The sequence below is a fragment of the Arthrobacter sp. P4_F10 genome (assembly GCF_056401435.1).
The window spans coordinates 1-26,995 of record NZ_JBFUJJ010000036.1; the positions used below are offsets into that span (position 1 = coordinate 1).

The window sequence follows — 26,995 nt, forward strand, 5'->3', positions numbered from 1 at the left end:
GAGCTGGCACTCGTCGGCTCCGGGACCTCTCTGCCCAGCGCCAAGTAGCGCGAATATGTCAGTCATGGCCCCCGCCGGGGCAAGAGAGAAAATGACGGCTGAAGACAGGCGTGTACTTACCGGCACGATGATCGGCACCACGATCGAGTGGTACGACTTCTTCATCTACGCCCAAGCAGCCGGACTCGTCTTTGCTCAGCTGTACTTCGCGCCCCTGGGTCAAGGGTCCGTCCTTGCCCAGATGGTGTCCTGGGCATCTCTGGGCATCAGCTTCCTATTCCGACCACTGGGCGCCGTCATCGCCGGGCACTTCGGCGATCAGTTCGGACGCAAAAAAGTCCTGGTCGCCACACTGATCCTGATGGGCGCTGCAACAACCCTTATTGGCATACTGCCCACGCATGCCCAGATCGGAATCACTGCTCCGCTGCTCCTGGTGCTCCTGCGCATCATTCAGGGCATCTCCGCGGGTGGCGAATGGGGCGGTGCCGCATTGATGGCTGTCGAGCACGCACCTGTTGGCAAGCGAGGAATCTTCGGTTCCTACCCACAGATCGGCGTTCCGGCCGGCATGATTTTGGCAACGTTGGTCGTCTTCATCATGACGTCCGTAACTACCCCGGAACAATTCCTGACCTGGGGATGGCGGATACCGTTCCTTTTCTCCGTCGTGATGATTATTGTCGGTTACTTCATCCGCCGCGCGGTCTCCGAGAGTCCCGTATTCCAGGAAATGGCGGCCAAAAAACGGGAGACTGCATCTCCGCTGCGCGAACTCATCAAACGGAATCCCAAAGCGATCGTCTTGGCAGCGCTGGTCTTCATCGGCAGCAACGCCGCCGGCTACCTGCTGATTGCTTTCCTCTCCTCCTACGCCATCCGGGTTCACAAGATGGACAGGCCAGGAATACTCTTGGCTTCCACGCTCGCCGGCATGAGCTGGCTTGTCTTCACGATGGTAGGCGGCCATCTTTCCGACCGGTGGGGACGCATCAAGACCGTCAAGGTCGGCTATATCTTGATGTTCGTCTGGATGGTCCCGCTGTTCCTGCTGATAGATGCCGCGAACGTGTGGCTCTACCTTCTGGCTCTGGTGGGGTTGACCATCGGAAATGGTCTGACTTACGGGCCACTATCGGCCCTGTTCGCTGAGATGTTCCCGGCAGAGATTCGCTATTCGGGAATATCGATCGCATACGCCATCGGCGCTATCCTTGGCGGGGCCTTCGCCCCCCTTGCAGCAGAGTGGCTCCTCGGAGCCACGCAMAGCTCGCTTTCCATCGCCGCCTACATCATGATTCTCTGCATTGCCTCGTACATCGGCGCAGCCTTTATTAGGGAACCAAAGGGAATCGACCTAGTCGCCGGCGCGTCTTCGGCGCTCAGCGACCGCCGCTAAACCATGCGCGCCCGCCGGACCAGGAGTTTCCCTGGTCCGGCGAACCCATTACTCAACCTATCGTTTTCACGAGGTGATCTTCTTGCAACCGTCTAGCACCACCCTTCCGGCCAAGCCCGTTACGGCTAGTGGCACCGCTGAAATCGGCCGACTCACTGTCAGCTGCCCTGATAAGCCGGGCATTGTCGCCCAGCTGACGCAGCTGTTGGGAGAGCACGGGGCAAACATTGTGTCCCTGGACCAGTTCACAACCGGCGCCGAAAACGGGACCCTTTACCAGCGGACCGTGTTCCACCTTCCCGGTTTCGCCGCCAAGCGAGAGGTCCTTGAGGCCGATATTCAGGCGAAGCTTGCCGAATCGCTTCAGATGGACTGGAAACTGACGGATGCTTCCAAGCGCAAGCGGGTCGCGATCTTCGCCTCGAAGACCGACCACTGTCTGTTGGACCTTTTGTGGCGGCACCGGCGCGGAGAGATCCCGATGGATGTCGTCATGGTCATCTCCAACCACCCCGGCCTGGCCGACCAGGTGCGCCCGTTCGACATCCCCTACTTCTACGTCCCCGTGACGGGGGACAAGAAGGACGCCGAACGCAGGCACCTGGAACTCCTGAACGGAAACGTCGACCTCGTGGTCCTGGCACGGTACATGCAGATCATCTCCGCTGAGTTCCTCGACGATGTCCAGGTACCGGTGATCAACATCCACCATTCCTTCCTGCCCGCCTTCATCGGCGCCGGCCCGTACCAGAAAGCCAAGGACCGCGGCGTCAAACTCATCGGAGCCACAGCTCACTACGTGACCAAGGACCTGGACGAGGGCCCGATTATCGAACAGGACGTCATCCGCGTCACCCACCGTGAATCCACCGCGGAGCTCATGCGCTCCGGAGCCGACGTCGAACGAAGCGTGCTCTCCCGGGCCGTTACCTGGCACTGCCAAGACAGGGTCATGCGCGACGGCAACACAACGATCGTCTTCTGACATGGCAGCCCACATCATCGACGGAAAAGCACTCGCCACGAGGCTCCGGGAACAACTCCGAACCGACGTCGAGCAATTCAAACAGTCCACCGGCCGGCCCATCGGCCTTGCGACCGTGCTTGTTGGTGACAACCCGGCATCCGAGGTCTATGCCGACAGCAAGCGCCGACTATCCAAGCAGGCAGGAATTGAGGACCACCACCGCCGCCTCCCCAAAGACGCTACCCAGGAACAGGTAGCTCACGCACTCGATGAACTGGCAGCCAACCCTGCAGTGTCGGGCATTTTGCTGCAGCTTCCGCTGCCCGCCCACTTGGACGCAACAGCGTTGATTGACCGGATCCCCTGGGAAAAGGACGTCGACGGTCTTACTACTATTAGTGCCGGCCGGCTAGCCCGAAACGTTGAGGGACTGCGGCCCTGCACTCCGCTCGGAGTGATCTCTCTCTTAGAGAATGAGGGGGTCCAGCTGCAGGGCGCCAATGTGGTGGTCATCGGACGCTCAGACCTCGTCGGCAAACCGCTGGCACAACTCCTCCTGCAGAAGAACGCCACGGTGACCGTAGCGCACTCGAAGACTAAGGACTTGGCTGCCGCCACGCTCCAGGCGCAGGTGGTGATAGCTGCAGCCGGTGTTCTCCACCTGATCGGCGCCGAACACATTTCCGCCGGGGCCGTCGTCATCGACGTCGGCATCCACCGCACCGAGGACGGACTCACCGGTGACGTCGACTTCAGCGCAGCCAGCACGGTCGCGTCAAAAATCACCCCAGTCCCCGGCGGGGTAGGTCCGATGACCATCGCCGAACTCCTCCGCAACACACTCAAAGCAGCACAGCTCCAGAGCTGAACGGCGTCACGCTTCGACCCGGCTAGAAGCAGTGGCCACGATTCTAAATGTTGAGGCATGAGAAGCCCAGTCCCTACAACGTGTGCGTCATATGTGAGGGCCTTGCAGACAAATGGAGCCCATTTGTCCAGCAGATATTGGCATCACAATCGAGGCGAACTGCACAACGACCGCACGCCGAATGGACTGCAAGTGCCAACGCATTGCTTGCCTAGCTCCGCCGCTGTCCCCGCAGAGACGGCAGCAAAATAGCATGCTCGGTAATTTCGGTACTGCTGCACAAATAGGGGCGCATTCCGGGCCCAACGTGGTAGGCCCTCGCGGTCTCAAGAAGACTGCGTGTAAGCGTCTGAGCCATACGGGGATTACCCCCCGCAAGGGCCAAAGTCTCATGAAACGCTCGTCCTTGCTCCATTGCGCCTTCGGCATCCTGGCGGCGGCACAGCTTCACCTAAGGCCTTAGTTTTCCTGCACAGGACCCCCATGCGCTGCCAAAGGGGTTCGCCAGGTCAGACACCGCCGGCATGAGCTCCTAGGGGCAAGGTCACCGGTGACTCCAAAGAGCACCAGCGAGGACGGCAATCCGGTTCAAACGGCGATCCCACGGATCCCAAAGCGGATTAAGCCCTCGGCCGGACGGCATGGCAACGGATTGAAGCACGGCTGAACTACTACTCCTAGGTTCAGGCTGCGTTGCGTGCTGGCTCTCGAACGGATGCATGGCTAACGACCACGTGGTTCCGGAAGCAGGTACGCGCTCTTACCAGGCGGACCGCTCCCGAGATTCCCCGAACGGCACTTCTTCACTGAGCTCTAGGACGTACCGGCCTGAGTGATGGCGGGTGACCAAAATGCCGGCGGGCCGGCGGTTCAAAGCCACTTCGATGAGCGACGACTCAGCCTCGTTCAGTAACTGCTCGACAAGATTTGGGTTAGCAGTGGACACCTCGCGCCGCTCTTCCGAATACGCCAGGAGGGAAGGGCTTTGACCGTGTACCGCGGACCTGGTCGGAGTCGGGTTGGGAAGCAACGTCAGATCGGACATAGTGTGACGCCATCCCCGCGCAGGAACAGTCGGCGGTCAGCCGTACCGTTCTCAATCACCCAAATCAGATGCCCCCGGTCTCCGACCGCCTCTGCCCATCCGGCGTACTGGAGATCCTCCAGACACACCTTTACGCTGTCGCCTAGGCTCAGGTATTCCCATTGATGGATGGGCTGATGGGTGGGCCGAGGCTGAAGCGTGGCTCCAGCATTCATCGCATACCCGCTTTCTATCGGTCCGGTTCCTTGTGAGTGGACTGGATGCGGCGGCCGCACGTTTTGCACGGGCGGGCCGCCGCAGGTCATGGAAGGGAAACGTCAGATGATGGCGGCCTTCAGTTCTTTGGCGGCCAGGCTGGGATCCGCGGCTCCGTAGATTGAGCCGCCCGCTACGGCCACGTCCGCCCCTGCCTGCTGGACAGCGTTGATCGTCGAGAGGTTCACTCCTCCGGCTACTGAGAAGGGGACGCGCGCTTCTTCGCCGGCGGCCAGGAGCCCGTTAAGGTCATAGCCGGGCTGTGCCTGCTCATCAAGGCCAGCGTGGAATTCCACGAACTTGGCGCCAAGGGCACGAGCTTCCTTGGCGCGGGAGACTTTATTGGGTACCCCAATGAGGTCAACAACGATGCCTTTGCCGTGTGCCCGGGCGGCTTTCACGGCGCCGGCGATGGTCGAGTCGTCTGCACTGCCCAAGACAGATACCAGATCGGCGCCGGCTTTGAAGGCGATGTCGGCCTCCAATTCTCCGGCGTCCATTGTTTTCATGTCAGCGAAAACGATTTTGTCGGGGTGGGCATTTTTGATGGCGGTGACAGCGGAGAGACCTGCAGCCTTTATCAGGGGTGTTCCGAGTTCGATGATGTCCACGTACTCGGCTACCTTGGCGGCCAATTCGAGGGCGTCTTCGACGGTGAGGAGGTCCATTGCAACTTGGAGTTTCATGATCGGCTCTTTCTTTAGGAATTGTTAGGTTGAAGGAATTTAGGGGTGAGTGGTTGCTTAGTGTTTTCCGCTGCGTCGGTCGCCGCCGCCGTCGTCGTCGCCAGTCTGGGTTCTACTATTCGAGATTGGCGTGCCGGGTCCAGAGCTGCTGGGCAGAAATGCTGGATTCCTCCCAGAGGGCTTGGAACACCGCTTCGGTGGCGAGGAAAAGCACCTGTTCGAAGAGGCTTCCGGAATATTGCCGGGAAGCATCCAATTGGTGGTCGGTTTTCTGCGGGGCCGGGATAACCACGAGCATGTCGGTTACTGCAGCTAGTGGGGAATCTATGTTGGCAGTGAACGCGGCCACCTTTGCACCGGCCTTTGCCGCAGTTTCTGCCGCCTTCACCACGCTTGAGGTCGTTCCGGATCCAGAGGCCACCACCAGCAGATCCTCTGCGCGGATCGCAGGAGTGGTGGTGTCCCCTGCGATGTGGACCGTGAGGCCAAGATGCATCAGCCGCATGGCGGCCATCCTGAGAACCAGGCCGCTGCGGCCTGCCCCGGCGACAAACACCCGGTTAACGGTGGTGAGATGGGCGGCCAGGAGAGCAAGTTCCTGTTCATTGATGCGGTCTGCCGTCTCTCCAACTTCGCCCCGGATCAGAGAGATGCTGTGCCCGATGGCGTCGGCCGTTTCTTGACTGGCAGGTGTTGCTAGTGGCGTGGTTCCCAATGTCTCTCCTTTGAGGGGTGAGCCGTATTCAGCGATCCGTGGAGTCGTCTGATGTTCTATCCTCGATACTTCCCGGCGCCCATCGCCCATTACGGCGGCCTGAACCTGTCGGAAGCCGGTAGCGGTGCCACTTAGGGTGAGGTCGTCTGCCGTTCAAGGGCAAACCGGGCATATTCTTCCAACAGCACGGGATCATCCACCGACCCTAGATCCGCGACCGTTTCCAGGCGCGCCCCTTGCAGAAGCCGCTTGACCGGAACCTCCAGCTTCTTTCCGGTGCGGGTATGCGGAATTCCAGGCATGAAGACAATCTCGTCTGGCAGGTATCGGACCGACAGGTTCTCACGGATGGATCTGGTGATCGCCTCTTGGGCCACGCCCGGCTTGGTGCCTCCGGCCAGGTGGACGAACAGCGGCATGTAGTAGTCAGTGCCCAGCTCCGCGCCGACAACCAGTGCCTCGGCGACTTCCGGCAGCGATTCAACCACCGCGTAGATATCTGCCGAACCGAGCCGGAGCCCGTTGCGGTTGAGGGTCGAGTCGGAACGGCCGTGGATGAGGATGCCCCAGTGCGTGAACTCGATGTAGTCCCCGTGCCGCCACACCCCCGGATACATGCCGAAGTAGCTCTCGTGGTAACGGCTGCCGTCATCCCCCCAGAAGCTCAGCGGCATCGAGGGCATTGACTTGGTTACCACCAGTTCACCCTTGCCCGTCGTGGGATTGCCGGCTTCATCCCACGACTCCACGCGCACTGCGAGGGCCGGAGCCTGGATGTAGCCGACACGGACCGGCAGTGTCGGGGATCCTCCTACGAAGATAGAGGCGATGTCGGTTCCACCGCTCATCGAACTCAACCAGATGTCACCCACATTGCCGTAGACCCAGCGGTAGCCGTCGGCCGAGAGCGGCGATCCGGTGACCTGAAGGGATTTCAGGGCACCCAGGTCGTGGTCGCGCATCGGCACCAGGGAGGCCTTCGAGCAGGAATGGACAAATCCCGCACCCACACCGAGGACCGCGACCTGCTCGGCCGCGGCAATTTGCCACACCCGGTCGATCGACGGGAAGGTGGGGTTTCCGTCGACGAGCACCGCCGTCGCCCCCACGCCCAGTGCGGAGACGAGTGCGTTCCACAGCACCCAGCTCGTCGAGGCCACATTGAGGTAGCGGTCCCCGGGCCGCAGGTCGGAGTGGATGAGGAGCATTTTCATTTCCTCAAGCAGCGCCCCGCCGTGGCCATGCACGATGCCCTTGGGAATGCCTGTTGTCCCGGAGGAGAACAGGACCCACAGGGGGTGGCTGAACTCGACGTCTTCGAAGGCGAGCTCCGCCGGTTCGGCCACGGCCTGTGCCCAGTCCACGGCGGGAACCCGGGTTGGGATACTCGGGACGGACGTGTGCCGCCCCACCCAGATGATGTGCTCGAGGGTGGGGAGTTGGGCGAAGATCTCCCCCAGCTCCGCCTGTCGGTCCCGGTCCTTCCCGCCGAGCCGGTAGCCGGGCGCGGCGATGACGACCTTTGGACCGAGCTGGGCGAACCTTGAAACGATCGCGCCGGGGCCGAACTCCGGGGCGCAGACGGACCAGATCGCGCCGATCGAGGCAGCGGCGAGCAGCCCGACGACGGCCTCAGCGACATTCGGAAGGATTCCGACGACCCGGTCCCCGTGGCTCACACCGCGGGCACGAAGGTGCGCGGCGAGGGAGGCCACCTCGCGCCTCAGCGCATCCCAGGTGACCTCCTCGCGTGTCCCGTCCTCGGCGATGCCGATAAGTGCGGTCCCCTCGTGGCCCTGCAGCAGGTGCCGGGCGAAATTAAGGGTGCGTCCCGGAAACCACCGCGTGTGCGGCATGGGGTCAGTGGTGCAGACCGGCCCTGCCGCCCCGCCGAACTCGACTCCCGCAAACCGGGCAAAGAGTTCCCAGAACTGTTCGGGCTCATCAACCGACCAATGCCACAGCTCCTCATAGCCAGCACCGATCTCGATGCCCTGGCCGCCCAGGAAGGCGGCGAAACGGGCGACGCCGGTCTCGGCGCTGTGTTCGAGGTCAGGTTCCCAGATCACCTCCCCGTCTGCAGCCTGGGCGTCGGTGATCATGCCCTCTCCAGCGTCTGCGAGGCTTCCTTGCGCCGCTCGGCAATCTGGGCCGCTGTGAGGGGCTCGGTCCCGATCAGCACGAAAAGGACGCGGGCCGTTGTCTCCGTGCGGTTGGACCACGCGTGGCTGGTGGCACGTTGCACTGCCACGTCGCCGGCGCGCATGGTCGCCTCACCTTCATCGACCAGCAGGGTGATTTCACCTTCAAGGACGACGGCGTAGTCCAGGGAGTCGGTGCGGTGGAACCAGAAGTGCCTGGAGCCGCTGTGCTCGGCTCCCGCTTCGGCTTCGTCATGTCCGTCGAGCTCGCTGAAGATCACCGAACCCGCCTCGTCCGGATACGCGGAGTCCGGCGGAAAGTCGGCGATGCGCATGATCGTCTGGCCCGGGGCCGGGAAGCTGGGGATTTCCGCATCGGCGCTTGCCGGATCCGAGTCACTAACGTGGTCGATTATCCCAGCTTGGGTCAGCCAGGGCACGGTGGCACCGAATCCAGGGATCATGTCCGAGGACCAGTGGTTGGGTGCGGCCCCGTCCGAGAGGATGATGGCGCGTCCCTGGTCGTCGTGTCCGGTGACGATGCGGCGAACTGGGGGCCGGGTCATCACGCCACCCATTCTTCGTGCGGGTAGGTGCGGGGCTCGGGCCACCAGGGGGCCTTGTGGCGTTCGGTCGAAATCGGYGTGCGCAAAGTGCCCACGCCTTCCAATTCCAACTCGATGACGTCGCCGGGGTTCAGAAACTTCCCGATTTCGACGCCGGCGCCGAAGCCCATTGTGCCGGAACCGATGATGTCCCCGGGCTGCAGGCGGTCGGAGATGGAGACGTAGGCCAGCAGTTCTGCGGGGGTGTAGACGAAGTCCTCGACCTTGGTGTCGGAGAGGACTTCCCCGTTGACACGGACTTGGCCGCGCAACCCCTCGATCGACGTGATTTCATCCATCGTGGTGACCCAGGGGCCGATGCCGTAGCCGAAGTCCTTGCACTTTTGCGGGCCCATGCCGATGGCCATTTCGGCGCCCTGGATATCGCGTGCGCTGAAGTCGTTGAAGATGGTGATGCCAAAGAGGTGGTCCAGCGCCGTGTCCGGGGTCAGGTCGCTGCCGGACTTGCCTACCACGTACCCGACCTCAAGTTCCCAGTCCAGGGCCTCGGTGAAGTCGGGATAGGGCAGCTCCTGGTTGTGTCCGTAGGACATGGCAGTGGTGCCCTTGAAATAGCCCGGACGATCGTAGATCGAGCGTGCCGGCTGGGCCTTGGCAACAATGCGGTGGAAGTTCTGGATGTGCTTCTCGAACGTCAGCCCGTCGCGTATGACCGGGGAGTCGACAGCCGCGCGCCATGAGACCTCGTCGATGCCGTACGAAGCATCATCAGCAGCAGCAAGCGCCTCGTGGGCCGCATCCATGAAGATCGCACCTCCGCCGATTCCTGCAGCCAGGCTCCCGGGGAGAATGGCCAGGGCGAGCGCCCGAGCCCGGTCAGGATCGGCCGCCTTGCGCTGAAGCGTCAGGGCATAAGCGCGGGCGAGATCAATGACCCGGCCCTGGTCTGGCTGGGCTGCGACGAGTCGAATCTGTTCGCCGTCGGGCGTGGGCACTGCTATACGTCCCAGTTTCATGGTGCTCCTTTGAATGAATAATACGATACGTACAGTATCGTATTGCGTTAGTGGAGTTGCAATAGGCAACTACGTGGGGGTGAAGCTCAGCTACCGATAGTGGCGGACCTAGTGGCCCTCAGGAGAGGTCCCGCGTCGCAGAGTTCCTCCAGGCCGATGTCGGGCGGAAGCATGCCCAGGCTTCGACGAATCTCCGTCAGTAGCTCCAGGCCGTGGTGATCAACGGTGAGCGTGCAGGCGCGTGTGCCCCAGGCCGTCGCGGCCGCCGCTTGGTAACCGCGCCGTTCAAGGAACTCGATGCCCTGCGCCTCGGCCATCGACGCTCCGGCCTCCACCCCCCGCACCAGTGCTCGCAGGTAGTCTTCCAGCTCCGCGGAACCAAGAAGATCGGCGCGGGCCACCAAGCCCTGGCCCGGCAGTCCGGGCAGCAGGGCGTTGACATCTGCAAGGGCCCGGAACCCGGCCCGCTCAGCATGCTTGTCGAAGGGGGGCCCGAGCAGGGTCGCGTCCACGCGCCCCTCGACCAGCGCCTCCAGGCGTTCACGCACGCCACCCACCAGCACGTAGTCGACCTCGACGCCGGCGTCCCGCAACAGGCGTTTGGCGATCAGCGCGAAACCGTTGTCGGGCGCGTCCACCGCGAACCGGCAACCGGCCAGGTCCGCGATGGATTCCACGTCACCGCCTGCATGGATGCCCAGCGGCGTGGTCGCCTCGACTTGGGCCACCAGGCGCAGGTCGGCCCCAGCCCGGGTCCATTCGAACAGGTTGTCAATTGCTGTGACCACCATGTCCTGTTCCGCGGCGAGCAGGGCACGCAACTGCTCCGCGCTCGAGGTGGTTCGGCTTGGCACCACATCCACTGAGCGCAGGAATCCCAGCTCGTCCGCCAGCAGATAGGAAACCGGCGGCACGAAGTGGCTTTGGCGCAGGCTCATGAGGAGGCCCCGCCGGCCGCGGCGACGGCGACCGGGCGGTCAACATACCAGGGAGGCAACTGCCCGCTGGGCCCGCGGACCGTTGAACGCTGGGTACCGAGACCAGAGATTTCCGCCTCCATCACGTCGCCGTCCCTCAGGAAACGGCCCCAATGCGAACCGTTCCCCGCCGGCGAGCCGGTGATGAGGACATCCCCGGGCAGCAGTACGGCCATCGAGGACGCGTAGGCGATCAGGCTCGGGATGTCGAAAAGTAGGTCATCTGCCAGAGCATCCTGCATCAGCGTACCGTTGAGGCTCAAACGGATCCGGAGCTTCGCCGGATCCGGGATGAACCGCCTTGGCACCACGTAGGGGCCGGTGGGGAAGAACGTCGGCTGGTTCTTCGCCCGGAACCAGTCGGTGCCCATCATCGCGATGTCGTTGCGCGGGACGAGCGTGCGCGCGGTGACATCGTTGACAATCGTGTATCCGGCCACGTAGTCGAAGGCGTCGTCGGCCGAGACTCGGTGCGCCCTGCGGCCGATGACCACGCCGAGTTCCAGTTCCCAGTCGACGTTGCCGCCGACATCCGGCAACTGCACGTCGTCGTAGGCGCCGCAGACCGCCGAGGGGATCCCGGTCCAGACGTAGGGGTCGCCGGAGCGGCCGCGCTCATCGATTTCAGCGGCGGCGTCGGCGGCCAGTTGCGTCGCATCGGCGCCTTCTTTGCCGAGCTTGTGGGCCACGCTCATCTGCAGGACGTGCTCACGGTAGTTCGCCCCCGCGGCGATGATGGTGCCCACCGGCTGCACTGGAGGCAGCACTTTCAGCCCCTCGAGCGGGCGCGCGCCGGCCGCTGCCGGGTCGACGGACTCGAGCGTATCCAGGTGCGCGTCCCAGCCGGCGAACAGATCCCCGATCCGCGCGATTCCCGGCACCACTGTGCGCAGGTCAACGACAGTGTCCCCGAAGACCACACCGGGAAACTCCACCCCGTCGTGCCCGAAAGTGCCCAGCATGAATCCGTTCACGCGTACCTCTTCCATGAATCCTCCATTAGTCATTGTCTGCCGCTATACCGGTGGCGGGACAAACAGGCCCTTGTCGCGGTCGTTGAACATTTCGCGGGCGATAAATTCGTCCATGTCGCCGCCGGTTCCCCATTGGTCGGAGGTCTCGGGGTCGCGCGTGTCAAAGATGCTTGGATGCCACGTATCCTCATCCACCGAATCCAGCTCGGTGGTGTATTCCATGGTGTTCCCGTTGGGATCGTGGAAGTAGGTGAAGGTGTTGTCCCCGGCCTTGTGGCGGCCAGGGCCCCAGATTTTCTTGAACCCGGACCGCAGCAGCTTGCCGCTGCCGCGCATGTACTCGTCGATGCCGCGCAGCTCGAAGGACGCGTGCTGCAGCGAGGCATGCGGGCCGCGGGAGATCGCGATGGAGTGGTGTTGTGCATTGCAGCGCATGAAGTAGAAGAGGTCGCCCATGTGCGGGTGGTTCAGGGTGTCGGAGAGACGGAAGCCCAGATGCTGTTCATACCAGGCGCGCATCTTTTCCGGTTCCGGGGAGTTGAGCACCACGTGGGAGAGCCGCACCGGGATCGCCTCGCGTTCCTCGATCTTGCGGTGCTTGCGCACCTCAACATCGGAGGAGACCTCGATGGTGCGTCCCTCCAGGTCGAAGAAGCGGAAGCCGTATCCCCCACCGAGGGTCTTGACGTCATCGGGTTCGCCAATGAGCTTCACGCCCTTCGCAATGAGGTCCGAGGCGAGCTGGTCCACCGAGGCCTTGTCCGCCGCGCCGAACGCGACCATGTCAAGGCGCTTCTCCTCGGCCTCGCGCACGCGGACCGAATACTGTTCTGGCGATCCCTCGGCGGCGAAGTAGGTCACGCCGCCGTCGTTCTCCATTTCGGTGAGCCCCCAGTGGTTCTTGTAGAACTCAACCTGCTTTTGGTAGTCGGGCACCGCGATGTCGAAGTGCCTCAGGTGTGTGATCGGGCTGAATGCCATGCTGGTCTCCTGTGTTCTGTCCGTTTGACGCGGATGTGGGTTTAGATGCGTGCCGGCACGTTGTGGCCGGCCTGCGGAATGCTGCGGATGAGGCGCTCCAGGGCCTCGGGGGTGTCGCCGAGGCCCAGGATGTAGCGGTCCGGGCGAACGACGACCGCCTGGGCGCCGGCGGCGGCAAGGATCTGGCCGACCTTGGCCGGATCGAACAGGACCACGACGTCGGCATGTTCCTCAAGTAGTTCCCGCAGTGGGGCCGGGACCGCGGCATAGAGCTCGCGGGTTGTTGCCACCAGGAAACGGCTTCCCACCATGTCATCCAGGCGTACCCCGTCGGCGAGGATCGGCTGCATGCCGAGCCGGCCGGCGCGTTCGTCGGTGCCGCCGTCGTGCAGGCCAGGGCCCAGCGCGGGTGAGATCGGTGCGGATGCGGCGGGGTTTGCGCGGATGAAGGCGTCACGCTGCTTCGCGGTGTCGGCGTCGGTGGTTTGCATGAAGCCCGCCGCCCGGGTTGCCTGCTCGACCCAGAACCGTGCATGCGGCATGCGTTCACTCTCGTAGGTGTCAAGGAGGCTGTCGGCGGCCGCACCGCGTTTGACGGCATCGAGCTTCCACACCAGGTTGGCCACGTCGCGTAATCCGGCGCATAGGCCCTGACCAAAAAGCGGTGGCGCCTGGTGGGCTGCGTCCCCCGCCAGGAAGATGTTCCCGGCGCGCCACTGCCGTGCGATGCGCCCACGGAAGGTATAAATAGCCAGCCGGTCTGCAGTGAATCTGTCTGCCGGCAGCACGCCGTGGCTGATCTTTTCCACACCCTCAGGGGTGGCAATTTCCTCGGGGTCGTCCCCCGGCATCAACATGAACTCCATCCGCACCCGTTTGCCGGGGAGGCGGATCCACAGGGCGGGCCTTGTGTGATGACCCAGGAAGATCATGTCGGAAGACAGGCCGGGGCCTTCTTCCAAAATGCCGTCCGCGACAAGCCACTGTGCATCCTCGCCCAGCTTTTCGCACTCGATGCCCAGCGCCTGGCGGGTCTGCGAGCGCGCCCCGTCCGCTGCGATGGCCCAGCGGGCGCGGATTAAGGATTCCGCGCCGTCGGAGTCACGCACCGCCACCTCGACGCCCGGTCCCTCATTGCGCACGGAGAGCACGCTGGTGCCTCGGCGGAGCTCGACGCCGGGAAGTTCTTCCACGACATCCCGCAGCAGGACCTCGATGTCCGGTTGGTGAAAGGTGAGATCGTCGTGCCAACCCTGGGTGCCAAACTGACCCGTGGGCAAGGACACCAGGACTTCCCGCTCCTCGTTCTCGATGTGGAAGGAGGACATCGGCAAAGTAACCTCGGCAAAGCGCTCGGCGACTCCCAGCGATTGGAGGGTGCGGAAGGTTTCACCATCAAAGTGCACGGCGCGGGCAGTTGGCCAAACCTGGACATCACGCTCCACCCCGACGGCGGTCAGACCTGCGCGCCCCAGCAAGGCCAGCGCAGTGACTCCTACAGGCCCTCCCCCGATCACTACCACGTCGACGTTGACGTTAGCCATCTTGCTCCTTCAAGTTCAGTACGTATCGTTTCGAATAAAAAGTAACATGCATCACTTAGCCGCACAAGGGCACGGGTGGGCTTGAATGCGCGTCTAGCCTTGCGACTCAGGCCTTCCAGACGGTCTTGAGGTTGCAGAACTCCCGGATGCCGTCCGCGGCGAGCTCACGCCCGAACCCGGAGCGCTTGATCCCGCCGAACGGAAGCTCCTGGTGCGAGACGGTCATGCCGTTGACGAACACCGCGCCGGCGTCAAGATTGGCCGTGAACCATTCCTCCTCGTGGGCGTCGGCGGTCCACACCGCGCTGGAAAGCCCGAAGGTGGTCTGATTGGCGATCCGCAGGGCGTCCTCGCGGTCCTGGGCGCGGTAGAGCGAAGCGACGGGCCCAAAGGTCTCCTCTTGGATGATCCGCATCTCTTCGCTGAGTCCGGCGAGCACCGTGGGGGCATAGAAGAAGCCGGGGCCCTTGGGAACGACCCCGCCGGTCAGCACCTGGGCACCCAGGGCGCGGGCGTCCTCAACGAGCCCGGCCAGTTCGTCGCGTCCGGCGCGGGTGGCCAAGGGCCCTACCTGGGTCGCGGGATCCAGCGGGTCCCCGACGGCAAGCTCCGACATCAGCTTCACGAATTCGGCGGCGAACGCGTCATAGACCTCGGTGTGCACGATGAAGCGCTTGCCGGCGATGCACGACTGGCCGTTGTTGCTGATCCGTGCACGCACGGCGGTCGCCGCCGCGGCCGAGACGTCCGCCGAGGGCATGACAATGAAAGGGTCCGACCCGCCCAGTTCCAGCACGGCCTTCTTCACGTAGTCCCCGGCAATGGAGGCGACCGAGCGCCCCGCCGGCTCGGAACCCGTCAGGGTCACCGCCTTGACCCTCGCATCGGCCAGGACGCCGGCAACCTTGGAGCCGCCGATCAGCAGAGTGCGGAAGGAGCCGCGCGGGAACCCTGCCCGCTCAAAGAGTGTGTCGAGGAAGAGTGCGGCCTGGGGTACGTTCGAGGCATGCTTGAGCAGGCCGGAGTTGCCCGCCATAAGCGCCGGGGCCGCAAAGCGGATGACCTGCCAGAGGGGGTAGTTCCAGGGCATGACCGCCAGGATCGTCCCCAACGGCTCGTAGCGGGTCCAGGCGCGGCTCGCGCCGACCGACGACGGGTCCGCCAGCGGGGCATCGGCCAGGAATTCCTCGGCATGCTCGGCGTAGAAACGCATGGCCTTGACGCACTTGTGCACCTCGGCAATCGATTGCGCAATCGGCTTGCCCATCTCGACGGTGATCAATTCGCCCAGGCCCTCCGCCTGACCCTCCAAGATGTCCGCCGCGGCGAGCATCCACTGCCCACGCTGGGCGAACGTGCTGCCGCGCAGGAGCCGCGCCGCTTCGGCGGCTTCCGCGATGCGATCCTGGACTTCCTCGGCCGAGTGCGGCTCAATGATCATTTCGGTCGAACCGGTGGTCGGGTTGACGGTTGCGATTGCCATGGTTGGGATCCTTTCCTGGAGACGTGTTCTCTGTCACGACTATATAGGATACGATTCGTATCGGATACTATTTGGGTCTACTCAGTAAATCCACCCACGCCCGCAGCCCGTGGACCGGCTGCCCGACATCCAAGGAGTGCCCCCGTGAGCACCAATGGCGAGTTACCGAACAATCTTCCGCTCTTTCTCACCGACGCCGACGTCGCCAGCCTTTCGGACTGGGCCGGGGCGATCGAAGCCATCCGCACCGCCTACAAGGCCCCCGACGACGAGGGCGGCACACCGGGAAGGATCTTCGCCCAGACACCTCGCGAATGGTTGCGGATCATGCCCTCGGTGCCGCCCAACGGCCAACTGTTCGGCGCAAAGTCAATCGCCGGGTCCTTCGCGGACGGCCTGCGCGTCAGCTATCTGATTTCACTCTTCGACAAGGACACCGCGGATCTGGTGGCTCTCGTGGACGGAAATCGCGTCACCGGCCTGCGCACCGCAGCGACCACTGCCGTGGGCACCTCCACGATCGTGCCGCAGCGGCCGCTGATCGTCGGTGTGATCGGCTCCGGCTTTGAGGCGCGTTCCCACCTGACAGCCTTTTCCCACCTGCTTGAGTTCGCCGACATCCGTGTGTTCAGTCCGACCCCTGCCAACCGCGAGGCCTTTGCACGCGAGTTCGACGGCACGTTCGGCGCACCCGCACGAGCTGTCGGCTCGGCCCGCGAGGCCGCGGAAGGCGCGGATCTCATCCTGTGCGCGGCACGCTCCCGCGACGAGTCCCCTACGCTGCTGGCCGAATGGGTCGGCCCGAACGCCGCGGTGGTCTCGATCGGTTCCACGACCCCCGCACAACGCGAGCTGCCCGCGGAGCTGATCGCCCGCGCCGCGGTCGTCGTGGTGGACACCCGTGACGAGGTCGTGCACGGCAGCGGGGACATGATCGCGGCCCGGGCACACGGCGTCGATGTCGATTCGCTCATTGTCACACTCAATGCCGTCCTGACCGGCGAAACCGCCATCGACGCGGAGCACGGGATCCGTATCTACAAGTCGACCGGTTCCGGCCTGCAGGACATCGTTGTTGCCGAGATGCTCGTTAACCGCGCCCGCGCCGAGGGCATCGGCACCGTCCTGCCCGTCGGCATCGTCACCAGCCGCAAATAGACCCCACTGACAATAAAGGAGAACAACATGGTGGAATACACCAAATCCGAAGCCCGCTCCTGGGCCCGGGAGAACTTCGTCGGCACCGTCGCGGTGACGCACCCGTCCTTCACCCCGGACTTCTCTGCCATCAACGAAAACGCGATCCGCCACGACATCCTCCTGCTCAAGGAACGTGGCTACAAGGGTTCCCTGCTGATCGCCGAAGCGAATATCACCCCGGAGGAGAACGCCCGAATCACAGCCATCGCCCGCGAAGCAGCCGGCCCGGACTTCGCCCTCTTCTTCCACGCAATCTTCGGCACCCTGGAAGAAAACATCCATGCAGCAAACCTGGCTACCAAGGCCGGCGCCGACCGCGCGCTGCTGGCCTACCCTTCATCGTTCTGGCCGACCTCGTACGACGAGGTGTTCGACTACACCAAGCGTTTCACCGACGAAACCGATCTGGCCACCATGCTGTTCCCGCTCCCCGCCTGGGGCTTCGAGCGCATCCACCCCGCAGGCATGAGCGTGGACTTCGTGCGCCGCGTCCTCGACGCGATGCCGAGCATCGTCGCCATCAAGGCCGAACAGGGCTACCCGGGCATCCCCGGAGTCATGGAGATGTACCACCACTTCCGCGATGAAGTAGTGATCTCCTGCCCCATCGAGGCCGAAATAATCCCCCTCATGTCGGTCTTGGACGTCCAGTTCTCCGGCACCGCGAACACGAACTGGATGGGAGACTACTACCCCAAGGCCTTCGAACTGGCGCGCACCGGCAAATGGGAAGAAGCCATGAAGCGCTACTGGGAGGTCCAGCCGGCCCGGGCCGCCAATATGGCTGTATCGTCCACTTCCACCCCGGGCACCAGCTCCATCAACCGCACCCAGTGGAAGTACCAGGAGTGGCTCTCCGGCTTCAACGGCGGCGCCCTGCGCCCGCCGGCAGTCAGACTTCCCGACCGCTTCATGAAGCAGCTGCGCGCAAGCCTGGAAGCCTCGGGACTGCCCGTCACCGATTCCCCGGACTCGGAATTCTTGCGCGGACGCGTCAGCGCCTAAGCCTTGCCCGGCCGCGTGCCGGCATTGCAAAGCCCCTTGGACCACTGAACCGGCTGGCTGGTTCGTTGGTCCAAGGGGCTTCTTTGCGTGTGACCGAAAGTGCCGGACACAACGCGGCACCCGAACCGAGGGTTGACGCCACGACGGCGGCTTGTCGAAGCGGCTGCGCTCGTCGATAGTTGGGATATTCCCTGCACCAGCGCGCTACAGCTTCGTAGACGACCCTTCGCGGACCAACCGGAAGCCGCCGTGAACAACTGGCTCGCCGACTATGAAATCGGAAGCTGCAAAACGGGCGTTTCCCGCCCGCCATCTGCCCTCCCCCCGGGCATTCGAGCCATTCCCCGTGTTCGCGATGAAGCCCACCCACGGGCAAAGGCTCCTTCAAAGGTGGGGGTCGAAGCAACATCCACCTGCGAAGGGCCCTCGGTTCCGTTTCTGGAACGGCTCGGTCAGCGCATCGATGCAAGCCTTTGCGTATCCGGGGTGGCCTCCCGCGCCAATCCGCCGTCCCCAGCCAAACAGGCGATCGATGGAAACCGGTCCCGGACCTGTCACCAGGAGAACGAACAACCCCGCGACCAACGCAACAGGTACCTGCATGCCGCCGCCTTCCGCGGGCGCGAACCCCCTATTGATTTCGACCATGAAGATCGCGAGGAGCATGCATACCACTAGCGGAATTACCACCGGCATGGTGAGGAAACCAAACGCGATGAAGCTCCCGCCGACGAACATCAGAAGCGTCACGTACGAACCGATCAGAAGAGGGAATGGAAGTCCTCACGCGCCCTCTACAATCGCGGCGAACTTCGCCGGCGCGAACTGGAGTTCGTGGGCAATCAGCGTTGCACTGATCGCGATTCGCAGGAGCAAAGGGACGAAGGGTTCGAGGCGTCGCAATGGCGCCGAAGTGCAAGAAACATTGTTAAAGCTCCCCAGTAAGTTTGCAGGGCCGAACGTTTTGTCATTGCATGGAGAGCAGGGCGGTACGTCTGGTATCGATTGCCAGGGAATATTCAGGGCCAACGGCTCGGTCCTGACCGATGCGACTCGACGGCGTGTCACCGCTCGCTTTGTTTTACACGCCGGCAGCCAGTTCCGGCGTGTGCCTGTGTTGTACGGGGCAGCAGCCGCATGTTCTTCTGAGGCCGTATGCCCTGCGTCCCCGCTTCCGGGCCGGTAACCATGTTTCGCGGTGCAAACAACTGCACGCTTCGTCCCACGGTGGATGTCGATTCGACGTCCACCGTGGGACAAAGTATTCGGTTCCGCATCGAGCCTGGTGATGAGCGTGTTCCCGCATTGGCATCAGGCGCCGGGATGATCCGAGGGACGCAATGCATCGCTCACCGGTGCGCCGTTCGTCCCGGCACTCGACGATGCGTGGCTACGGACAGCCATAACCAGGGAAGCCATCAGTCCATGGCGGCCGCGCGTTCGGGGGTTCCTTCCGCCGGCGCGGGGCCAGTTGGACCGACCTCCGCTTGTTCAGACACCGGGGTCCGCCGTGACTGCGCACGAAGCCCCGTCAAGGAACCAAGAAGCACGCCGATTGGCAACAGTAGGACCAGGAACAGACCCGAGAGCCCCATTCCGGCGGCGATGAGCGTGCCGCCGGCAACACCGCCGGCAGCCGCTCCCAAACGTCCGCCGAATTCCGCCACGCCTATTCCCGCACCCCGCATGCCGGCCGGGTAGGCCATGGCTGCCAGGACGCTCCGCGTGGGGCCGAAGGCGCTCGGCAAAATGAATCCGGCGATCCCCAATACGACCAGCAGGGAACCGAACCCCGGATCGGGCAGCAGATAAACCACGATGGACATCACCGCAGCCAATCCGAGGACAATCCCGATGATCAGGAAGCGTGACAACCGGGCCAGAATGGCTCCCAGCACCACCCCTCCCACGACACTGGCCAATCCATAGACCCCGACGATGGTGCTGCTCTGCACGGTGTCGAGCCCCGGTTTGGGCAGCTGCAGCAAGGTTGGCATGTATTGGGCGATCAGCAATTGGGTGCCCAGGGAGAAGAAGCCGAAAAGCCACAGCAGGAGGGTCTTAGGGGCCAGTGGACGGGACAGGACGGTCCGCACCGACACCGCGGACCCCGCAAGTGACGGCCGAACCCTCAAACCCGGATCAAATGTTTCAGCACCACGTCCGTCCGTCGACGCTGCACCGTCCACCCGGCGCTTGGCCAAGAGGAACGCGGGAGATTCGGGAACGACGGCGGCAAGCACAGCGATCACTGCCAAGGGGATCAAGCCTGCCACCACGAGCAGCAGGCGCCACCCCGAGGTGGGTATCAAGGCGCCGGCGAGAACCGCACCTAACGTTGTCCCCAAACCCACTCCGGCGTAGGCCGTCGCGATCAATGCCGCGCGCCGCCGTTCGGGAATCAGGTCTGCCAGCAGGGCGTTCCCTGATGCCATGGCAGCGCCCATCCCCAGGCAGGCCAGGATTCGCCAGCCGGCGAATGCCGTGAAGTCGCCAGATGTTCCGCCCAGGGCGGTGGCCCCGCCGAAGACAACCACGCTGCCGATGAGCACTGTCTTGCGTCCCCACCTGTCGGCCATGCCGCCGGCGACAACGGCACCAAGGCCCATGGCCAGGAAACCCACAGCGACCACGAACGCGATGCCGCCCCCGACGGAGACGCCCCAGCTCTTGATGAGCGTCGGAAAGACATGGGCGACGATCGTGACGTCCATACCATCGGAGAGCAGAACGAGCGTGATCAGGCTGAAGTAGAGCCAGTGCCTCGGAGTCAGGCTTTCGGGGCTCGCGTTGTCGGCAGACCGCGCGGTGGACCCACTTCTCGTGTTCAAGGATCGCACCATCCCTATTTGCCGGGGTGTGCGAAGAACTCGTTGAGGCGATCGGTAGGCAGGTAATCCTCCGGGGCGCCAGCCAAGTCGGTCAGATCATTGTGGTCCCACGAGCGGTCCGCGACCTTGGCAAGGTTCTCCCGGGAGACGATCACCGAGGGTTCAACAATCTGGTTGATCTTCGGGCCCTCGCCCTTCAGGATGCGCAGCGCCACGTCGACCACTGCCTCACCGGTGCGCACGGACGGGGTCGTGGTGCCGAAGAACGGGTAGTCCGGGTTTGCCAGCGCCCAGGAGGAGAAGCCGTGGCTCGATCCGTCGTCCGCGATCGGCGGCACGTCCATGCCTGATTCCTCAAAGGCGTTGCGGATGCCTACGCCCATCGTTCCGGCCTGGAGAACGGCGTCAACCCCGGCAGGGTTGGTCGCCAGGAACTTCTGGACCTCCGCCTGGGCCTTTGCCGGCTGGAAGAAGCCCGTGACCGACCCGGTGACCTTGACCTCCGGGCAGTTATCCAGGACAGCATCGATGCCCAGGTTCGCGAAGGTCGAGGCAGGGATCCCCGGGATGCCCTCGACGCGCAGGACGGTCCCCTTGCCCCCGAGTGCTCCCACTGTCCCGGCGGTGACCTGGGCGACGGCCAGCGGGGTGTTCCTCGTGACGCTGACGGCGTATTCGGAATCGATCGGAATCTGGGCGGCGACCAGCGGGATGCCAGCGTCATGGGCTGCCTTGGCCAGGTCCACGGAAGGCTCCGGTGCGATGGCGGTGTAGATGATCACGTCCGGCTTGAGCGAGAGAGCTTCGTTGAACTGCTGGAGCTGCAGGGGCACGTTCGACGGGTCGTCCGGGGCGAAGTCGCCGACGATCTTGACACCATTGGCCTTGAGGCTCGAGCGGATCGCCTCCGACATGGAGGCTATGAACGGGCTGGCAGGTGGCATGCCCACAATCGCGGCCGTGAAACCGTCAGTCTTCTTCGACTTGTAGTCGGCCCATGCCGACTTCCGGATCTCGTAGGGGTAGAGGTTGTAGCCCGCGGCGATCTCCTTGGGTACACCGGCCAGCAGGCCATTCGGATCGTTCGCCGTACCCGTCGGCAGCGACCCGCAGGTCCCGGCGGCCGCCGACGACGCCGGCCCGGGTGTGGCCCCTCCGGCGGAGCCCGGGGCCGCTGGTGCCGACGCCGAACAGCCCGTCAGAACGAGGGTGCCGGCCCCCAGAATCGCGGCGCCAACAGGCGTAAAACGGGGGAAAGAGGTCTTCTTCATTGATTAATCTCCCTGCTAAATGAACGATTCGTATCGTATGGCATCAGAGTAAATGCATGCGGTACGATTCGTCTAGTTTCGAATATGACCTGCGACACATTTATCGGCCATTCAAAGGAGATCCGCCGTGAACAACCAACCATCCGGACTGGTGCTCACCGGGGTGAGCAAGCGCTTCGGTGCCACCCGCGCCCTCATCGACGGCGACCTCCGCCTCCGGCCGGGCGAGATCCACACGCTCCTGGGCGAAAACGGGTCCGGGAAGAGTACCCTCGTCAAGATCATGGGAGGCGTCCACCGCCCGGATTCCGGCACCGTCACATTGGACGGCGTCCCCGTAACCAGCAGATCGCCCCGAGCGGCCATGGACCTGGGGATTGCGACGGTGTTCCAGGAAGTCCTCACCGCGGGGAGCCAATCGGTCCTCGAGAATGTCTGGCTCGGGTCCCACGGAACGTTTCGTCGCCGGCTGGGCCGCGCCGAGCAGCGATCAATCGCGCAGGACGTCCTGACGCGCATTGCCGGCGCGATCCCGCTGGATCTTCCGGCCGGGCAGCTCTCGCTCTCCGAGCGGCAGGCCCTCTGCATTGCCCGCGCACTCGTGCGCAAGCCCAAGGTTCTCATCCTCGACGAGTCGACAGCCTCCCTGGATGTCAGCTCCCGCGATCGGCTCTTCGTCGAGATGCGCCGGCTCGCAGCCGAGGGGACCGCCATCCTGTTCATCTCGCACCGCATGGACGAGGTCGCGGAGATCTCGGACCGGGTCACCGTCCTGCGGTCCGGGCGCAGCGTCTCCACCGTGGAGAGGTCGGATCTGTCCATCAACCGGCTGATCGCGGACATGACCGGAAACTCCGGCCACGCCGAGACCCGGCGGCAACCGCATGATGCCGGGGACACCATCCTTCAGGGAGCGGCCGTCCGCCTTGCGCCGGCCTCGGCACCCATCGACTTCGAGCTGCGCGCCGGCGAGATTGTGGGCCTCGCGGGGCTCGAGGGCCACGGACAGGACCAGTTCATCAAGCGCCTGGCCGGTGTGGCCGGTGGGCCCGGCAGCGTCGTCCGCCTCCTCCCCGAGGGCGCCGCGGAGCTTACCGAGCGCAACGGGGATGCCCTGGCGGTCGCCTACCTGCCGCGCGAACGACGCGGCGAGTCGCTGTTCGAGTCCATGTCGATCCGCGAAAACTTCGCGCTGCCGACCCTGGCCAAGGACCGCCGCGGCGGCTTGCTGGACACCCGCAGCAGTGCCCGCCGGTTCGATGCCTTCGCCCGCTCCCTGTCCCTGCGCTTCGGCGCCGCGCACGAAGCCATCTCCACCCTGTCCGGCGGTAACCAGCAGAAGGTGCTGCTGGCGCGCTGGCTTGCCACCGACCCCAAAGTCCTGTTGCTCAATGACCCCACCAGAGGGGTCGACATCGGGACCAAACGGGAGATCTACGCAATCCTGCACCGGCTCAGCGGCGAAGGCATGAGCGTCGTGATCCTCTCCAGCGAGGTCGACGAGCTTGTCGACCTCGCTGACCGCGTCCTGGTCTTCCGCGACCAATCCGTGTTTGCCCAGATCCCCCATTTCGAGCTCTCCACCGAGTCCATCGTCGCCGCATACTTCGGCCAGAAATCAGAGGTGCACACATGAACCGCGTCCTGACTTTGTTCCAGCGCTGGCCTTTCGCCTTTGCCTTGCTTCTCGCACTGGTGCTGCTGGTGCTGAACCTGATCGTCTCACCGTCCTTCCTCTCCCCCGCGCGCCTCCCCGGCACCCTGGCCACCCTGGCGCCGTTCGTGCTGGTGGGATTCGCCTCCACGCCCTCGATCCTCGCGGGTGGCATCGACATTTCGGTCGGCCCACTGGCCACGTTCATCAACTGCCTGTTCGTCGCAATCCTCATTCCCGCCGGGCTGGGCAACTGGCACCTCGCGGCACCCATCATCCTGGCGGTGGCCGCCGGGATCGGAGCCCTGAACGGAATCCTGGTCGCCGTCGTCCGCCTGCACCCGGTGGTCGCGACCACCGGGATGCTGTTCCTGCTCGTTGGCCTGTCGCTGACCATCGCTCAGAACCCGGTGGCCGCCCCTGACAACTGGACAGAGGTCTTTGCCGGGGGCATCGGCATCGTCCCTGGTGCCCTCATCACGATCGGCGTCGCCGGGCTGATCTGGTTCGCGCTGCGCCGCACGGCCTTTGTCAGCAACCTCCTGGCCACCGGCGAGAGCGATGTCTCCGCCTACGGTTCCGGGGTGAACATCAAGGCAATCCGGATCCTGGCCTACACCCTCGGCGGCCTGTTTGCCGGGATCGCCGGAATTGCGTTGACCGCACTCGTGCAGTCATCGCAGTCTTCGCTCGCCTCCACCTATGCACTGCTGGGGCTCGCCGCCGCAGTCCTGGGCGGAACCAGCCTGGCCGGCGGTCGCGGCGGCCTGTTGGGCGCACTCTTCGGAGCGGTCTCCATTTATCTCCTGCAGCAATTGCTCACCGCCTCGGGCGTGGCCCCCAGCCTCATCCAATTCGCCTACGGCGCCGTCCTCGTCGTCGGCGTCGTGCTGGGCGCGACGCTGCTGGCCCCCCGTTTGAAGAGGAACGCATCATGACCAGTGACACCCTGTCCCCCGCGGAAACACCCCACGCACCAACCGCCCGGCAAATGGCCTGGACCAGGTTCAGGGCCCGGGTCTTCGAGGTACCGGCGTTGCAGGTCCTCGTCGTCCTGGCCCTGGCGGCCTGGCTGGTGGTCACCATACCGGCCATCGCAAACCCCAGGTCCGTCACCTCGATACTGGTCATTACGTCCTTGCTGGCCCTGGCAGCCATGGGCCAGACGCTCGTGGTGATACTGGGAGGACTGGACCTGGCGGTGCCGGGTTACATCCTCTTCGGCGCCTTCATGGCTGCGAACGTCGCGGGCAAGCTCGCGGTCCCGGCGGTTGTCGCCGTGCTGATCACCGTCCTGGTCTGCGGCGGCATCGGTGCCCTGATCGGCTGGATCTGCCACCGCTTCGCGGTCCAGCCACTGGTCGTCACGCTGGGCACCGGCGCTGCCCTCACGGGCGCAACGCTCTTCCTCGCCGACGGCGACTATTCCTCCGCCCCGCCGCAGGCGCTCCGTTCCCTGGCAAGTTTGCGGGGAACCACCTTCGGCATGCCGTTCCCCCCAATCATCCTGATCGTGCTGCTCTCCGGGGCGGCCATGTGGCTTTTCCTCAACCGCACCGCGGCCGGACGTCGCTTCCATGCGACGGGAGTCAATTTCCGGGCCGCCCGGCTGACAAGGATCCGCACCTCCGCCGTGTGGACCCTGGTCTTTGCGGCCTCCGGAGCCCTGGCCGGGGTTGCCGGCATCTTCATCGCATCCTTYGGCGCGGGATGGTCGCAAACCATCGGGGAACCCTACCTGTTCTCCGGCCTGGCCGCGGTCCTCGTCGGCGGCTCGATCTTCGGCTCGATTCGCGGCAGCTACACCCGCACGCTGTTGGGCGCACTCACTCTCACCCTCTTGTCAACGATCATCGTCAGCAATGGGCTGACGGAAGCCCAGAGCCGCATCGTCTTCGGCGTCATCATCCTTGCCGTGGTCTCGCTCTACGGTCGGGAACGCCACGTCCGAGACAGGTTCTGAGGCCTGGTCCGGGTCCCCTACTTCCGGCGGTCCACTGCGACGCGCGGTCACGATACGAGCCGAGTCGGATGCCAATTTTGGATGAGTCATTTCATCCTGGTCCAACTGAAAACCAAGGAGAATAAATGTCCCCCGAGACAGCAACTGTCGCCGAAGTGCTTTCCAGCCCCTGGAAAATCGACGGCCTGACGATCAAGAACCGCTATGTGCTTAGCCCCATGGCCGTCCTCCAGCCGACAAAGGACGGCCATCCCAGCGATCAGACAATCGCGTTCCTCACCACGCGGGCACGCGGCGGCGCTGGGCTGCTGATCATCGGTGGCGGCGTGGCCACCGAGCGCGGGAACCAGGAGGCGCCGTTCCAGCCCTTGATGCGCTTCGACCGGGACGAGTTCATTCCGGGGCTGCGGCGCATGGTCGATGCCGTGCACGAGCAGGATGTACCCATCTTCGCCCAGATCTTCCCGAGCTTCGGCGCCATGGGCGTGCCGGGCGACGGCCGGCCCACAAGGGCCGCGAGCCCGAAGCCCGTCCGCATGGCCGCACCCCGCCTGCCTCACGGTTTCTACATTCCCGGCGGTCGAACGAACCCGACGCCGGAGGAGATCACCAAGGAGGAAATCCTCGAGGTCCAGGAGCAGTCCGTCGCCGCCGTACGGCGTGCAAAGGCGGCCGGCTTCGACGGCATCGAGCTGGGCGCGCACATGCGCTACCTCTATTCCTCCTTCCTCTCACCGCGCACCAACTGGAGGACGGACGAATACGGCGGGAGTGCCGAAAACCGCGCCCGCATCCTCACGGACACGATTCGGGCGATCCGGGCCGAAGTCGGAACCGACTATCCGGTGGGCCTCAGAATGAGCACCAACGATCACCTTCCCGATGGTCAGGGACCCGAGGGGTTCGCCGAAGTTGCGTCGATCATTGAAAAGGAAGGGGTTGGATATATCGCCCTGAGCGATGCGAACTACGAGTCGATGGACAATAACGTCACCTCCTTTTCGGGCGCCATCCTGGAGCACGGAGAGCCGCAAGCATTCCGCGCCGCCATGCCCGAGGTCCCGTTGCTCCTCAGCAGCACTTTCGACCCGCAACAGTGTGCAGACGCCATCACCGCCGGGTTCGCGGACGGAATCATGCTGGCCCGGCAAATGCTGGCCGATCCGGAATTCCCCAACAAGGTCCTCGAGGGACGACAGGATGAGATCGTGTGGTGCGACCACGGCAATTCATGCCTGCGCCGCCTGATATTCAATGTGCCGGTCCGGTGCCACAAGAACCCGGCCATGGGACGCGAAGCGGTCCTTGCGGGGGCCAAGGAACCTGTATCGGTAATGCTTAAGCGTCCAGTCCAGGGCCTACTGATTGCCGCGACGGGGTCACCGGTCCTCATGGGCATCGCCGACAAACTGGCGACCGCCGGCTCGAAGGCATCCAAGAGCTGACACCTGCGC

22 protein-coding genes are annotated in these 26,995 nt (G+C 64.1%); 9 read left to right on the forward strand and 13 right to left on the reverse strand.

From position 1 onward, the window contains the following. Positions 1-91: 91 nt before the first annotated feature. The 3 genes from AC1DR1_RS20190 (at position 92) to AC1DR1_RS20200 (ending at position 3,234) form a co-directional block, all read left to right on the forward strand. Positions 92-1,399: an MFS transporter gene (locus tag AC1DR1_RS20190; protein WP_476993176.1), complete on the forward strand. Its 1,308-nt coding sequence runs from the start codon at positions 92-94 to the stop codon at positions 1,397-1,399. A gap of 142 nt (positions 1,400-1,541) precedes the next feature. Then, positions 1,542-2,384, forward strand: a complete 843-nt coding sequence (gene purU, locus AC1DR1_RS20195) for a formyltetrahydrofolate deformylase (protein WP_229994211.1) — start codon at positions 1,542-1,544, stop codon at positions 2,382-2,384. 1 nt (position 2,385) lies between these two features. After that, positions 2,386-3,234, forward strand: a complete 849-nt coding sequence (locus AC1DR1_RS20200) for a bifunctional 5,10-methylenetetrahydrofolate dehydrogenase/5,10-methenyltetrahydrofolate cyclohydrolase (RefSeq protein WP_229994188.1) — start codon at positions 2,386-2,388, stop codon at positions 3,232-3,234. Between the two features lie 1,362 nt (positions 3,235-4,596). Here the strand turns inward: AC1DR1_RS20200 and hxlA are convergent. The 10 genes from hxlA to AC1DR1_RS20250 form a co-directional block, all read right to left on the reverse strand. Beyond that, positions 4,597-5,220: a 3-hexulose-6-phosphate synthase gene (hxlA, locus tag AC1DR1_RS20205; RefSeq protein WP_229994189.1), complete on the reverse strand. Its 624-nt coding sequence runs from the start codon at positions 5,218-5,220 to the stop codon at positions 4,597-4,599. Between the two features lie 115 nt (positions 5,221-5,335). After that, positions 5,336-6,025, reverse strand: a complete 690-nt coding sequence (gene hxlB / locus AC1DR1_RS20210; RefSeq protein WP_229994190.1) for a 6-phospho-3-hexuloisomerase — start codon at positions 6,023-6,025, stop codon at positions 5,336-5,338. 41 nt (positions 6,026-6,066) lie between these two features. Then, positions 6,067-8,037 carry an acetoacetate--CoA ligase gene (locus AC1DR1_RS20215; RefSeq protein WP_476993177.1) on the reverse strand — a complete coding sequence of 657 codons (1,971 nt, stop codon included), beginning with the start codon at positions 8,035-8,037 and terminating at the stop codon, positions 6,067-6,069. Continuing rightward, entirely contained in the window at positions 8,034-8,642 is a 609-nt protein-coding gene (locus AC1DR1_RS20220; protein ID WP_229994192.1) for a cupin domain-containing protein, read from the reverse strand. Before AC1DR1_RS20220 ends, AC1DR1_RS20215 begins: the two co-directional genes overlap by 4 nt. Continuing rightward, positions 8,642-9,658, reverse strand: coding sequence for a fumarylacetoacetate hydrolase family protein (locus AC1DR1_RS20225; protein WP_229994193.1), 1,017 nt, complete (start codon positions 9,656-9,658; stop codon positions 8,642-8,644). The genes AC1DR1_RS20220 and AC1DR1_RS20225 overlap by 1 nt, the downstream gene beginning before the upstream one ends. A gap of 86 nt (positions 9,659-9,744) precedes the next feature. Next, a complete protein-coding gene (locus AC1DR1_RS20230) occupies positions 9,745-10,596 on the reverse strand; it encodes an ABC transporter substrate-binding protein (RefSeq protein WP_310060594.1) in 852 nt (283 codons plus the stop codon). After that, positions 10,593-11,624, reverse strand: a complete 1,032-nt coding sequence (locus AC1DR1_RS20235) for a fumarylacetoacetate hydrolase family protein (protein ID WP_476993178.1) — start codon at positions 11,622-11,624, stop codon at positions 10,593-10,595. The genes AC1DR1_RS20230 and AC1DR1_RS20235 overlap by 4 nt, the downstream gene beginning before the upstream one ends. Before the next feature lie 27 nt (positions 11,625-11,651). After that, entirely contained in the window at positions 11,652-12,590 is a 939-nt protein-coding gene (locus tag AC1DR1_RS20240; protein ID WP_229994196.1) for a VOC family protein, read from the reverse strand. A gap of 41 nt (positions 12,591-12,631) precedes the next feature. Further along, on the reverse strand, positions 12,632-14,134 hold the full coding sequence (locus AC1DR1_RS20245; RefSeq protein ID WP_476993179.1) for a bifunctional 3-(3-hydroxy-phenyl)propionate/3-hydroxycinnamic acid hydroxylase: 1,503 nt from the start codon (positions 14,132-14,134) through the stop codon (positions 12,632-12,634). A 106-nt stretch (positions 14,135-14,240) separates the two neighbouring features. Continuing rightward, positions 14,241-15,617 carry an aldehyde dehydrogenase family protein gene (locus AC1DR1_RS20250; RefSeq protein WP_476993180.1) on the reverse strand — a complete coding sequence of 459 codons (1,377 nt, stop codon included), beginning with the start codon at positions 15,615-15,617 and terminating at the stop codon, positions 14,241-14,243. A gap of 144 nt (positions 15,618-15,761) precedes the next feature. Here AC1DR1_RS20250 and AC1DR1_RS20255 point away from each other — a divergent pair, with 144 nt between their 5' ends. Further along, positions 15,762-16,775 carry an ornithine cyclodeaminase family protein gene (locus AC1DR1_RS20255; RefSeq protein ID WP_230008245.1) on the forward strand — a complete coding sequence of 338 codons (1,014 nt, stop codon included), beginning with the start codon at positions 15,762-15,764 and terminating at the stop codon, positions 16,773-16,775. A 27-nt stretch (positions 16,776-16,802) separates the two neighbouring features. Beyond that, complete coding sequence (locus tag AC1DR1_RS20260) at positions 16,803-17,822, forward strand: dihydrodipicolinate synthase family protein (protein ID WP_476993181.1); 1,020 nt, start codon at positions 16,803-16,805, stop codon at positions 17,820-17,822. Positions 17,823-18,206: 384 nt separating this feature from the next. Here the strand turns inward: AC1DR1_RS20260 and AC1DR1_RS20265 are convergent, their stop codons facing one another. The 3 genes from AC1DR1_RS20265 to AC1DR1_RS20275 form a co-directional block, all read right to left on the reverse strand. After that, positions 18,207-18,572, reverse strand: a complete 366-nt coding sequence (locus tag AC1DR1_RS20265) for a DoxX family protein (RefSeq protein ID WP_476993182.1) — start codon at positions 18,570-18,572, stop codon at positions 18,207-18,209. A gap of 668 nt (positions 18,573-19,240) precedes the next feature. Continuing rightward, on the reverse strand, positions 19,241-20,653 hold the full coding sequence (locus AC1DR1_RS20270) for an MFS transporter (RefSeq protein ID WP_364744937.1): 1,413 nt from the start codon (positions 20,651-20,653) through the stop codon (positions 19,241-19,243). Positions 20,654-20,667: 14 nt separating this feature from the next. After that, positions 20,668-21,924: a substrate-binding domain-containing protein gene (locus AC1DR1_RS20275; RefSeq protein WP_229994203.1), complete on the reverse strand. Its 1,257-nt coding sequence runs from the start codon at positions 21,922-21,924 to the stop codon at positions 20,668-20,670. Positions 21,925-22,051: 127 nt separating this feature from the next. Here AC1DR1_RS20275 and AC1DR1_RS20280 point away from each other — a divergent pair, with 127 nt between their 5' ends. The 4 genes from AC1DR1_RS20280 (at position 22,052) to AC1DR1_RS20295 (ending at position 26,986) form a co-directional block, all read left to right on the forward strand. Further along, on the forward strand, positions 22,052-23,560 hold the full coding sequence (locus AC1DR1_RS20280; protein WP_310060569.1) for a sugar ABC transporter ATP-binding protein: 1,509 nt from the start codon (positions 22,052-22,054) through the stop codon (positions 23,558-23,560). Beyond that, on the forward strand, positions 23,557-24,516 hold the full coding sequence (locus tag AC1DR1_RS20285; RefSeq protein WP_310060565.1) for an ABC transporter permease: 960 nt from the start codon (positions 23,557-23,559) through the stop codon (positions 24,514-24,516). The genes AC1DR1_RS20280 and AC1DR1_RS20285 overlap by 4 nt, the downstream gene beginning before the upstream one ends. Further along, a complete protein-coding gene (locus AC1DR1_RS20290; RefSeq protein WP_476993183.1) occupies positions 24,513-25,541 on the forward strand; it encodes an ABC transporter permease in 1,029 nt (342 codons plus the stop codon). The genes AC1DR1_RS20285 and AC1DR1_RS20290 overlap by 4 nt, the downstream gene beginning before the upstream one ends. 125 nt (positions 25,542-25,666) lie before the next feature. Continuing rightward, positions 25,667-26,986 carry an NADH:flavin oxidoreductase gene (locus tag AC1DR1_RS20295; RefSeq protein WP_229994207.1) on the forward strand — a complete coding sequence of 440 codons (1,320 nt, stop codon included), beginning with the start codon at positions 25,667-25,669 and terminating at the stop codon, positions 26,984-26,986. Positions 26,987-26,995 lie beyond the last annotated feature (9 nt).

What these genes read in the sequence shown, in the direction of transcription:
- AC1DR1_RS20220 (WP_229994192.1), bottom strand. Translation starts at nt 8,642, where the DNA reads ATGACCCGGCCCCCAGTTCGCCGCATCGTCACCGGACACGACGACCAG.
- AC1DR1_RS20260 (WP_476993181.1), top strand. Translation starts at nt 16,803, where the DNA reads ATGGTGGAATACACCAAATCCGAAGCCCGCTCCTGGGCCCGGGAGAAC.
- AC1DR1_RS20215 (WP_476993177.1), bottom strand. Translation starts at nt 8,037, where the DNA reads ATGATCACCGACGCCCAGGCTGCAGACGGGGAGGTGATCTGGGAACCT.
- AC1DR1_RS20245 (WP_476993179.1), bottom strand. Translation starts at nt 14,134, where the DNA reads ATGGCTAACGTCAACGTCGACGTGGTAGTGATCGGGGGAGGGCCTGTA.
- AC1DR1_RS20230 (WP_310060594.1), bottom strand. Translation starts at nt 10,596, where the DNA reads ATGAGCCTGCGCCAAAGCCACTTCGTGCCGCCGGTTTCCTATCTGCTG.
- AC1DR1_RS20235 (WP_476993178.1), bottom strand. Translation starts at nt 11,624, where the DNA reads ATGGAAGAGGTACGCGTGAACGGATTCATGCTGGGCACTTTCGGGCAC.
- AC1DR1_RS20275 (WP_229994203.1), bottom strand. Translation starts at nt 21,924, where the DNA reads ATGAAGAAGACCTCTTTCCCCCGTTTTACGCCTGTTGGCGCCGCGATT.
- AC1DR1_RS20285 (WP_310060565.1), top strand. Translation starts at nt 23,557, where the DNA reads ATGAACCGCGTCCTGACTTTGTTCCAGCGCTGGCCTTTCGCCTTTGCC.
- hxlA (WP_229994189.1), bottom strand. Translation starts at nt 5,220, where the DNA reads ATGAAACTCCAAGTTGCAATGGACCTCCTCACCGTCGAAGACGCCCTC.
- AC1DR1_RS20250 (WP_476993180.1), bottom strand. Translation starts at nt 15,617, where the DNA reads ATGGCAATCGCAACCGTCAACCCGACCACCGGTTCGACCGAAATGATC.
- AC1DR1_RS20295 (WP_229994207.1), top strand. Translation starts at nt 25,667, where the DNA reads ATGTCCCCCGAGACAGCAACTGTCGCCGAAGTGCTTTCCAGCCCCTGG.
- hxlB (WP_229994190.1), bottom strand. Translation starts at nt 6,025, where the DNA reads ATGGGCGATGGGCGCCGGGAAGTATCGAGGATAGAACATCAGACGACT.
- AC1DR1_RS20240 (WP_229994196.1), bottom strand. Translation starts at nt 12,590, where the DNA reads ATGGCATTCAGCCCGATCACACACCTGAGGCACTTCGACATCGCGGTG.
- AC1DR1_RS20200 (WP_229994188.1), top strand. Translation starts at nt 2,386, where the DNA reads ATGGCAGCCCACATCATCGACGGAAAAGCACTCGCCACGAGGCTCCGG.